We start from the raw sequence: 10,936 nt of genomic DNA, 5'->3' as shown, positions 1-10,936 counted from the left end.
TAAGAAAAGACTCCATATGCTATAATAGTATATGGAGTCTTTTCGATTCTTATAGTAATAGAAATATATCATTTTAATATAATCACCATAGATAGGAGTGATCATAATGGGGAAAGCAATCCCTACAGTAGAAGGTTGGCATAGCCAACACATGGTATTTGCCATGGACTTTAGCGCATGGAACTGCTTTACAGCTGAAGAAAAAGCGGAAGCGCGCAACGAATTAAAAGTATTTTTAGCGGATCTTGAGGCTAAACATCAAGCTAAAGAAGGTAGCTATGCATTCTATGATTGCAATGGCGCAAAAGGGGATTTAATCCTATGGATCCTTGGTCCATCCCTTGAATACTTGGCACAAGTAGAACGCAAATTCCGTCGCCTCGCTATTGCAAGCGTATTAGTTCAAACATATTCCTATACATCTGTAACAGAAGTCAGTGCTTACGTTAAAGCTAAACTCGATACAGAAGAAGTCAACCAAAAACTGTACCCTCATGTACCTCGCGATAAATACATCTGCTTCTATAACATGAGCAAAAAACGTGAAGGTGATGACAACTGGTTCATGCTACCACCACAAGAACGCGGCATGTTGATGAAATCTCACGGCGAGCTTGGTAAAACATATTTAGACGTTCTATCTGAATTTACAACAGGTGGCTGTGGACTAGACGACTGGGAATGGGGTATTACTATCTTCAGTAACGACGACATCCAATTCAAAAAAATCGTATACGATATGCGCTTTGAAATCGCCAGTGCAAAATACGGCATCTTTAGCGACTTCTACGTTGGTACCATCATCGACGATGCATTACTAGAAGAAATCTTTGGATAATAAAAGGGACTGCTTAGCAGTCCCCTTTTCTTCCCTTGAAATGAAGGTTATAATTTTGAACAGAAAATTTGTTAACGTCTTGTACTGCGTAAAATATAATTCACTATGTTTGAGTAGGATATCCATAACTATATTCTTATAAAAGAAAACCCCGCATTGATCCGACTTACGAGGTCAAGGCCCTAGGCCGCAGACCTGATAAGTATGGAGGAGAGATGCGGGGTTTCTTTTATCACTTAGTTAAGAAAAGTGAATTATATTTTGTAGTATGCTGATGTGAACGTAAATTTTCTGTTCCAGAAAATTATACGTTCATGTTCGCGCTTTTACGTACATAGAACCAGTAGCATACTGCTACAGTTACGATGTTGAAGGCTAACAATACTGCGAAGGCTGGATGGATATTACCGAATGTGGAATATACAAAGCCGAAGATTTTAGGTGTAATGAATGCACCGTATGCAGCTACGGCAGCTACGAAGCCTGTGATTAAAGAGGAAAGCAATGGATTACCGAATACGTGAGGAATCATACGGAATGTAGCGCCAGTTGCGAAGCCACAGCATACGAATGTCAACACGGACATAGCAAAGAATAATGGGAAGTTGTGCATATCTACGCCAACTGCAATTAGAGCTGTTGTAGCACATAGTCCGAGAAGGCTTACAAAGGTAACTTTTGTACCGCTGTTAATTTTGTCTGCTAACCAACCACCTACAGGACGAAGTGCACCTGCTACAAGTGGACCTACGAATGCGATAGAAGCAAATGGTACTTCTGGGAATTCTTTACCTACTAATAGACCAAGTGCTGCTGCATAACCAGAGAAGGCACCGAAGGAACAGGTATATAACAATGTAAGTGCCCAAGTGTGTTTATTACCAAAGATTTGTACAAGGTTTTTAGGATTTGGTTTTTCTAATGGCAAGTTATCCATGAATCGTGTCATAAGTGCAAGGATAACAACGAGTGGTACAATCCACATGAAAGCAGCATTAGCAAGATATACTGCATTACCTTTAATGATAGCTGGTGTTACACCGAATACGCTACCTAATGCAGCAGAACCCATAGCGAATGGAGCTAAGAAGTAGATTACGGAAATACCAAGGTTACCAACGCCGCCGTTGATACCAAGAGCAGTACCTTTTTCGGATTTAGGGAAGAAGTTGCCAATGTACGCCATGGAGGACGAGAAGTTGGCGCCCGCTAAACCGATAAGGGCAGTCAAAATCATGAATGTCGTATAAGAAGTTGTTGTATCTTGAACGGCAAAGCCGAGCCATACAACAGGAACTAATAGAATAAGTGTGGAAATAAATGTCCAGTTTTTACCACCGATTAAGGCTGGCATGTAGGTATATACAAAACGTAATGTAGCACCTACAAGGCCTGGCAACGCAGCTAAGGTAAATAATTGATCGGTTGTGAAATTAAAGCCTGCGCCGTTGAGTTGCGCTGCAATGGTTGCCCATAAATACCATACACAGAATGAAAGGGTTAATGCAATTGTGGATATAACCAAGTTTTGTTTAGCAATTTTTTTACCAAACTTTTCCCAAAATTCTGGATTATCTGGTTGCCAATTAGCCACAATTTCGCTTCGGCTTGCCCCTACTTGAGGCATTTTTAGTTCGCTCATTTTGAACTTCTCCTTACTGAAAAACTATACATGCAATGAAGACATGGAAGATACAATTATCAGTCAATGTATATGAATATTGCAATCTATAGAATTTCTATAGAAAGTATTCGAATTACTTAGAGAACTGAGTTATAATTATTGTATCAACTAAAATTGCAATGTCTTATATCACAAATATATTATATATTGTAAAATTTTTTGTGAATGTGACATAAAACACACATATTCTGAAATTAATAAGTTATAATAATCTTATATATACAAAAAAGTATATAATACATGTGCTTTTACTATAAATAGATTAGTATAACTAATGGATTTTATTTTAAAAGTACAATGGAGTGGTGAAGGTATGGATAAAAATTTAATTAACCAATTACTTGCTTTGCCGGGCGAGAAACTCCATCTTAAAAAAGGTGATTTTCTCTTCCACGAGGGGGACAAGGCAGAACACTTTTACGTAGTGTTAAAAGGTAGAATGAGCATTAAGAAATTCGAATCTAGTGGGCACATTTTTGCGTTGCGTCTAGTAGGTCCGAATAATGTAATTGGTGAGGTTCCGTTGTATGAGGAGAACACAAGAACTTATGTGTTCAACGCCATCGCTCGGGAGGATTGCTCTGTTTATTCCATTCGCTATGATGTGTTAGAGCCAGCTATTGCAAAAGATCATTCATTGGCTATTGCGATGATGCAAATCTACACATTACATATGCGTCGTCAACAGGCAAAATACCGAGACTTGCTACTATATGGCAAGAAGGGAGCATTTTATTCTACCTTGTTGCGCTTAGCCAATAGTTATGGTGTAGAGCGCGAGGATGGTATCTTTATCGATATCGCCCTAACAAATCAAGAGTTGGCTGAATTTGCTGCCACATCAAGAGAAAGTTTAAATCGCATGCTAAGTGAGTTGCGTAAGTTGGGCTATGTAGCCTATGACAAACACCATCTAGTAATCTGTGATTTTGATGCTTTAATCGGATTGCTTGATTTAGAGGTTGATAATATAGACCCTAATATTAGTAATATCGAATAACAGTATTTTCTCCTTTGTGTTAGCTCAGCTAGCACAAAGGATTTTTTTGTAGTTTTGAAGGAGGACACGAGATGAGCTTGTTGTCTCAAAAGTTTAAGTTTCTTCGCAAGAAGAACGTATCTCCAAGCGGCCATCAAATAACTGAAGATGGCGGTCGCGAGTGGGAAAATTTTTATCGTGACCGTTGGTCTTACGATAAAGTTGTCCGCACAACGCATGGCGTAAACTGTACTGGTTCTTGTAGCTGGAATATCTACGTTAAGAATGGTGTTGTAGCGTGGGAAAATCAGGCTACTGATTACCCTGAAACACCAGATGATATGCCGGATTACGAACCACGCGGGTGCCCTCGTGGTGCAACATTCTCTTGGTATCTCTATAGCCCATTGCGCGTAAAATATCCATATGTGCGCGGCGAATTGGCTGAGCTTTGGAGAGAAGCTAAAAAGCATGCTAAGAACCCAATCGAAGCTTGGAAATCTATCGTAGAAGATCCTGAAAAAGCGAAAAAATACAAATCTGCCCGTGGTATGGGTGGCTTTGTGCGCTCCACATGGGATGAAGCGACAGAAATTACTGCTGCATCCTTATTATATACTGCAAAAACATACGGCCCTGATCGCAACGCAGGCTTCTCTGTAATTCCAGCGATGTCCATGTTGTCCTATGCAGCAGGTGCTCGTTTCCTTAACTTAATGGGTGGTTCACCATTGTCTTTCTATGACTGGTATGCTGATTTACCACCTTCTAGCCCTCAAGTTTGGGGTGAACAAACTGATACACCTGAATCTGGTGACTGGTACAATGCTGGTTACATCATGACTTGGGGTTCTAACGTACCATTGACTCGTACGCCAGATGCTCACTTCTTAACAGAGGTTCGTTACAAAGGTACTAAAGTAGTATCCGTATCCCCTGACTATGCGGAATCTACAACTTCTTCTGATGCTTGGCTCAATGTAAAAGCCGGTACTGATGCAGCTCTTGCTATGGCAATGGGCCACGTAATCTTAAAAGAATACTACATCGATAAAGAAACTCCATACTTCAAAGAGTATGCTAAAGAGTTCACAGATATGCCATTCCTTGTACGCGTTGAAGAAATCAACGGCACTGTACAACCAGGCCGTTTCTTAAATGCTAAGGATTTAGGAAGCAAAGAAGACGGTGCTGATTTCCAAACTGTATTAATTGATGAAACAACAAATGAAATCGTTGTTCCAAATGGTACAATGGGCGACCGTCACACAAATCCACAAAAATGGAACTTACGCCTTGAAAACCGCGATACAGGGGCTAAAATCGACCCTCGCTTATCCGTGTTTGATCAACGTGAAGATGTGACTGTTGTTAAGTTGCCATACTTTGGCGATGAAGAGCATGAAGGCGTTATTGAACGTGCTATTCCTACAATTACAGTACAAACTGTAGATGGTCCTGTAAAAGTAACTACTGTATATGACCTTATTCTTGCTAACTATGGTATCGACCGTGGTATCGGTGGTGAAGTGGCAACATCTTATACAGATGACACTCCTTACACACCTACATGGCAAGAAAAAATTACTGGCGTAAAAGCAGATATCGCTATTGCTACGGCTCGTGAATTTGCTGATAATGCAGAAAAAACTAAAGGTCGTTCCATGATTATCATGGGCGGTGGTATCAACCACTGGTACCATGCTGACGTGATTTACCGTACCATCTTGAACCTTATCATTTTCTGCGGTACAGAAGGTGTTAACGGTGGTGGCTGGGCTCACTACGTAGGTCAAGAAAAACTTCGTCCTATTGAAGGTTGGGGCGGTATCATGACAGCTAACGACTGGAGTAAAGCTCCTCGTTTGCAAAATGGTACATCTTGGTTCTACTTTGCTACAGAACAATATCGTTCTGATTGCATCGACTTGGCAGACCGAGTATCTAAATTAGCTAAGCCTCGTTATCGTCACCCTGGCGATTACAACGTATTGGCAGCTCGTTTAGGTTGGTTGCCATCGTACCCTACTTTCAATAAAGGTAGCCAAGAATTGATTAATGATGCTCGTGCAGCTGGTGCTGGTACAGAAGCAGAAATTAACCAATATGTGGCGCAAGCGTTGAAAAATAAAGATTTACAATTCTGCGTAGAAGATCCAGCGGCTAAAGAAAACCATCCACGTAACTTATTCGTATGGCGTGCGAACCTCATCGGTTCCTCTTCTAAAGGTCATGAATACTTCTTGAAACATTTATTAGGTACTAAAAATGCGGTATTAGAAGATGACGATGCACCTACACGTCCAGAAGAAATCAAATGGCGTGAAGCTGATGGGGCAGGTAAACTTGACCTCTTAATCGACATCGACTTCCGTATGGCTTCTACAGGCTTGTACTCTGATATCGTATTCCCTGCAGCTACATGGTATGAAAAAGAAGACTTGTCTTCTACAGATATGCATCCATATGTACACGTATTCCAAGCTGCTGTTGATTGCGCATGGGAAACTAAATCTGACTGGGATACATTCCGTACCCTTGCAGAAACAGTATCTCGCGTAGCAAAAGAGTCTGGCTTCACAGAATACGAAGACATCGTAGCATTGCCTCTTGGTCATGACAGCCCAGGTGAAGTGGCACAACCAGAAGGTAAGGTTCTTGACTGGAGCAAAGGCGAATGTGAACCAATTCCTGGTAAAACAATGCCTAACCTCGTTCATGTAAAACGCGACTATAGCCAAATCTTTGAAAAATTCATTGCTTTAGGACCTAACATCGAAAACAAAATGGGTGCTCATGGCTTGGCTTGGGATGTATCTGATGAATATCAAACATTGTACGCACAAAATGGTACAATCGATAATCCAGAATTCATTTCTCATGGCCGTCCAAGCATTTACGAATGTAAAGAAGCTTGTAATGCTGTATTGACATTGTCCTCTTGTACAAATGGTAAATTGGCTGTTCGTTCTTGGAAGGCAATGGAAGAAAAAACTGGTCTTTCTGGTCTTGAAAAGAACGCAAAAGGTCGTGAACAAGAAAAAATTACCTTTGATGACATGGTTCGTCAACCACGCTTCATTATTAGCTCTGTAACAAGTACTGGTAAAAACGATAAAAACCGTCGTTATTCCCCATTCACAACTTCTACAGAAGATAAAGTACCATTCCGTACCGTAACAGGTCGTCAATCCTTCTATTGTGATCATGAAATGATGCGCGATTACGGTGAAGCTATGGCGTTGTACAAACCTGTATTGTCCTACAAACCAGTACAAGGTGATTACAAACAAGAAGGTATTCCAGAAATTACATTGAAATACTTAACACCACATAATAAGTGGTCTACACATAGTATGTACTTCGATAGCCAACAAATGTTGACATTGTTCCGTGGTGGCCAAACTATTTGGCTCAACGAAGATGATGCAGCAGAAATTGGTGTTAAAGATAATGACTGGGTAGAAGCTTTCAATAAAAATGGTGTTGTGGCAGCTCGTGCAGTTGTATCTCCACGTATTCCTCGTGGTATTTCCTATATGCATCACTCTCAAGATCGTCACATCAACGTTCCTGGTACGCAAGTTAAGAAAGACCGTCGCGGTGGTACACACAACGCACCAACTCATATTCACATGAAACCGACACACATGATTGGCGGTTATGGTCAATTGAGCTATGGCTTTAACTACTATGGCCCAACTGGTAACCAACGTGATATGACAATTGTGGCTCGTAAGTTGAAGGAGGTGGATTGGCTTGAAGATTAAAGCTCAAGTATCCATGGTCCTAAATTTGGATAAGTGTTTAGGCTGTCATACATGCTCTATCACTTGTAAAAATACATGGACGAACCGCGAAGGCGCGGAATATATGTACTTTAATAACGTGGAAACTCGCCCAGGTGTAGGCTATCCACGTAATTGGGAAGACCAAGAAAAATGGAAGGGCGGCTGGACGCTAGATAACTCCGGTAAATTAGCTCTTTCTACAGGTTCTAAAACAAATCGTTTGATGAAATTATTCTTCCATCCTGAACAACCAGAGTTGAAGGATTATTTCGAACCTTGGACTTACGACTATGAAACATTGATTCATGGTGGTCGTAAAAATAACCAACCAGTTGCTCGTCCTCGCTCTCTTGTAACGAAACAAAAAATGGAAGTTACTTGGGGCCCTAACTGGGATGATGATTTGGCTGGTGGTCAACATGCTCGATCTGATGTGAACTTAACTAAGATGGGTCAAGATATCGTATTTGATTACGAAGAAGTATTCATGCGCTACTTGCCACGTCTTTGCAACCACTGCTTGAACCCTGCGTGCGTAGCTGCATGTCCATCCGGCGCGATTTATAAACGCGACGAAGATGGTGTAGTTCTCGTATCTCAAGATGTATGTCGCGGGTGGAGACATTGTGTTCCATCTTGTCCATACAAAAAAATCTTCTATAACTGGGAAACTAATAAAGCTGAAAAATGCGTATTCTGTTACCCACGCTTAGAAAATGGCTTGCCTCAAATCTGTGCTGAAACTTGTGTAGGTCGTATGCGCTATGTTGGCGTTGTATTCTACGACATGGACAAAGTAGAAGCTATGGCAGCTACAAAAAATGAACAAGACATTTATGAAAATACATTAGATTTGATTTTGGACCCTCATGATCCAGAGGTTATCAAAGCGGCTCGTGCTGAAGGCATCTCTGAAGCATGGATTAAAGCAGCTCAAAAATCTCCTGTATACAAACTTGTAAAAGAGTGGGGCGTGGCATTGCCATTGCATCCTGAGTACCGTACATTGCCAATGGTTTGGTATGTGCCACCACTCAGCCCAATCTTGCAACGTGTAACATCTGATGTATACTTGCCAGATGCACATGAAATGCGCGTACCTGTACAATACCTTGCTAACTTGTTTACAGCAGGTAATACAGAAATCTTAGCTCGTACATTGCAACGTGTTCTCGACATGCGTGAATACATGCGCCGTCGTGAAACAGGTGACGGTCCTATTGAACATAAAGTTGATTTAACAGAGGATCAAATGTATAGTATGTACAAATTGTTGGCATTGTCTAAATACAACGATCGCTTTGTTATTCCTTCTGATGTCAAAGTATCTCGCGAAGGTCGCCTAGAAATGCAACACAATCGCGGCTTTGCTTGCCCTACAGGGGGATGTCAATAATGAAGGATGCTCAGAAAATCGCTCTTATTGCGTCATTTCTTCTACGCTATCCTGATGAACAATGGTATAACGAATTACCTGAATGGAGAGAGGACGCCCAATCCGTTGGGCATCCTCAACTTCGCCAAGGTTTATTAGAATTCTTCGACTATGTAGAGGAATCCGATAAAAAAGAATTTGAAGACCAATATGTTCGTACCTTTGATTTTAGTCAAAATACAACAATGTATTTGTCGACTTATGAATTACAAGGTACTGGGGAACAAGCAGAAGAACTCGTTAAATTTAAAGCTTTCTTCCTAGAAAACGACTATGATTTGCCAAAAGAAATGCCAGACTATGTTCCAGCACTTCTTGAATTATGTGCCGTTATCGATGATGAAAAAGCAAAAGAAATTTACGACTATTGTAAGCCAAAATTGGAATACATTAGAGAACGCTTCATTGAGGCTAAATTGCCTTATGCATTCTTGTTTGATATTATCTTGTCTGTTGCAAATGGATTGGAGGACGGTGCACGATGAATCTATTCCTTTGGGGCGCTTTGCCTTACATCGCTTTCACCTTCTTAATCGTAGGTACTTTGGTTCGTTTCTTCTATTTTGAAAGAAACTGGACTACAAAATCGAGTGAATTTTTAGAGAAAAAACAATTGCGCATTGCCAATCCATTGTTCCACTTTGGCTTGCTTTGCGTTATCGGCGGTCACGTTGTAGGTGTATTAATTCCTAAAACTTGGACTGCTGCTATTGGTATTAATGACCATTTGTACCATGAAGGTGCGTTATACATGGGTGCTGTAGCTGGTATTATCTTTATCGTAGGCTTCTTGCTTTTGATGAAACGTCGTTTTACTGTACCTGCTATGAAAGTTAACACATCTGGCCTCGATAAATGGTTATATTTGTTCTTAACATTAGCCATTTTCAGCGGTATGGCTGGTACATTGCTTAATGCATCTGGTTTCTTTGATTACCGCGTATCTATCGGTCCTTGGTTCCGTAGCTTACTATCCTTTATGCCTGATCCATCCTTGATGGAAGGCGTACCATTCATGTTTAAATTCCATATGTTAGCGTGGATGGTGGTAGCTATTATCTTCCCATTCAGCCGTTTGGTACACTGCTTGAGTGTTCCACTCAACTACTTAACACGTCCGTTCATTGTATATCGTAAACGAGACGAAAAATAATTAGGATGATGATTGATTTGTATGCCCTTCATGATATGACAAATTAATCGTAGCCCCTTGTAATAGTGAAAGCTGATGCTCACTACTACAAGGGGCTTTTATTTATTAATTTTTGTTAGAGTAGTTTAGATAACATAACATAACATAACACTATTTCTGATTGAATTACCTAACTTTTACCGAAACACTTTTGAGTTGTTTATATAGTTAGAATGAAAGACTAAATTAGAATTATTCTTATAATGAATGCTACCTATCTAATATAAGTAATCTGCAAATTTCGATTTAAATGATAAAATATGTTAAGTAAAATTGATATTTCAGGAATTATGTTAGAGAGGTTTATGATGAATCAAGTGGAAACGAAACAGTATAAGAGTATTTACCATATCTTTATATGGATTGCAGTATTCTCCTTAATTATGATCGGTTTGCTAGAGTGGGGCTATATGGTAGGTGGTCGTGCCTTTGGTAACTATAAAGTATATACAGGCCTTGTGCCTTGGTGTGCATGGATTGTGATGACTTACTTAGCAACGCGCCCTAAATGGTTTACAAGCCGTTATAACTTAGGTGAAATGTTCAAGGTTCACCGTGCATTAGGTATTGCATCTGTAGCTGTTATTGCATTCCATTTATATCTCTATTTTGGTAAAGCTGCTAAATCCGTTCTTGGTTGGTGGGGGGGCTATGTGGCCCTTACTTCTTTCGGCATTGGTACAATCTCTGGACTTGCGTTCTTAACTCCAAAACTTAGAAAAGTAACGGCATCTAGCCGTAATATTGGTATTTGGTTGCACCGTTTCAACTTAGTTGCATTAGTAGCTGCAGATATACATATTCATGGTTTTAATCGCATTTCCAAAATGGTACCATTCTTACAAGTATTTGATATCATCACATATGGCCTTGTTATCTACTGCATCTACTTGATGTTTAAAAAGAAATAATATGAATCACGAGAATCCCTTCTGTATTATGATATGTACCCATTTTCCTGGACACATATTATTTACTAGCCTAAACACATGGATGCTTCCCTGTATTTTACAGGGG

General features: G+C 40.2%; 8 protein-coding genes. 7 read left to right on the top strand and 1 reads right to left on the bottom strand.

Annotated elements, in window-relative coordinates:
* The first annotated feature begins 106 nt into the window (after positions 1–106).
* The gene (gene hemQ / locus LKD20_RS00935) at positions 107–838 is read left to right on the top strand and encodes a hydrogen peroxide-dependent heme synthase (RefSeq protein WP_005387634.1); all 732 of its coding nucleotides are present in this window, start codon (positions 107–109) and stop codon (positions 836–838) included.
* A gap of 304 nt (positions 839–1,142) precedes the next feature.
* Here the strand turns inward: hemQ and LKD20_RS00930 are convergent, their stop codons facing one another.
* Positions 1,143–2,480 (bottom strand): MFS transporter, encoded by a 1,338-nt coding sequence (locus LKD20_RS00930; protein ID WP_227720504.1) that lies wholly within the window; start codon positions 2,478–2,480, stop codon positions 1,143–1,145.
* 355 nt (positions 2,481–2,835) lie between these two features.
* Here LKD20_RS00930 and LKD20_RS00925 point away from each other — a divergent pair, with 355 nt between their 5' ends.
* From LKD20_RS00925 to LKD20_RS00900, 6 genes are all read left to right on the top strand, one after another.
* Entirely contained in the window at positions 2,836–3,522 is a 687-nt protein-coding gene (locus LKD20_RS00925; RefSeq protein WP_227720502.1) for a Crp/Fnr family transcriptional regulator, read from the top strand.
* Between the two features lie 71 nt (positions 3,523–3,593).
* Positions 3,594–7,271, top strand: a complete 3,678-nt coding sequence (locus tag LKD20_RS00920) for a nitrate reductase subunit alpha (RefSeq protein ID WP_227720500.1) — start codon at positions 3,594–3,596, stop codon at positions 7,269–7,271.
* Positions 7,261–8,688, top strand: coding sequence for a nitrate reductase subunit beta (gene narH, locus LKD20_RS00915; RefSeq protein ID WP_227720494.1), 1,428 nt, complete (start codon positions 7,261–7,263; stop codon positions 8,686–8,688). The genes LKD20_RS00920 and narH overlap by 11 nt, the downstream gene beginning before the upstream one ends.
* Positions 8,688–9,212 (top strand): nitrate reductase molybdenum cofactor assembly chaperone, encoded by a 525-nt coding sequence (gene narJ, locus LKD20_RS00910; RefSeq protein ID WP_054748527.1) that lies wholly within the window; start codon positions 8,688–8,690, stop codon positions 9,210–9,212. Before narH ends, narJ begins: the two co-directional genes overlap by 1 nt.
* Positions 9,209–9,880, top strand: a complete 672-nt coding sequence (gene narI / locus LKD20_RS00905; protein ID WP_105081540.1) for a respiratory nitrate reductase subunit gamma — start codon at positions 9,209–9,211, stop codon at positions 9,878–9,880. Before narJ ends, narI begins: the two co-directional genes overlap by 4 nt.
* A 347-nt stretch (positions 9,881–10,227) precedes the next feature.
* The gene (locus tag LKD20_RS00900) at positions 10,228–10,830 is read left to right on the top strand and encodes a ferric reductase-like transmembrane domain-containing protein (RefSeq protein ID WP_227720698.1); all 603 of its coding nucleotides are present in this window, start codon (positions 10,228–10,230) and stop codon (positions 10,828–10,830) included.
* Positions 10,831–10,936 lie beyond the last annotated feature (106 nt).

The organism is Veillonella fallax (assembly GCF_020687175.1).
GTDB classification, from domain to species: domain Bacteria; phylum Bacillota; class Negativicutes; order Veillonellales; family Veillonellaceae; genus Veillonella; species Veillonella fallax.
The sequence above is the reverse complement of the archived record's forward strand: the minus strand, read 5'-3'. Positions and strand labels throughout refer to the sequence as shown.

What these genes read in the sequence shown, in the direction of transcription:
- hemQ (WP_005387634.1), top strand. Translation starts at nt 107, where the DNA reads ATGGGGAAAGCAATCCCTACAGTAGAAGGTTGGCATAGCCAACACATG.
- LKD20_RS00930 (WP_227720504.1), bottom strand. Translation starts at nt 2,480, where the DNA reads ATGAGCGAACTAAAAATGCCTCAAGTAGGGGCAAGCCGAAGCGAAATT.
- LKD20_RS00925 (WP_227720502.1), top strand. Translation starts at nt 2,836, where the DNA reads ATGGATAAAAATTTAATTAACCAATTACTTGCTTTGCCGGGCGAGAAA.
- LKD20_RS00920 (WP_227720500.1), top strand. Translation starts at nt 3,594, where the DNA reads ATGAGCTTGTTGTCTCAAAAGTTTAAGTTTCTTCGCAAGAAGAACGTA.
- narJ (WP_054748527.1), top strand. Translation starts at nt 8,688, where the DNA reads ATGAAGGATGCTCAGAAAATCGCTCTTATTGCGTCATTTCTTCTACGC.
- narI (WP_105081540.1), top strand. Translation starts at nt 9,209, where the DNA reads ATGAATCTATTCCTTTGGGGCGCTTTGCCTTACATCGCTTTCACCTTC.
- LKD20_RS00900 (WP_227720698.1), top strand. Translation starts at nt 10,228, where the DNA reads ATGAATCAAGTGGAAACGAAACAGTATAAGAGTATTTACCATATCTTT.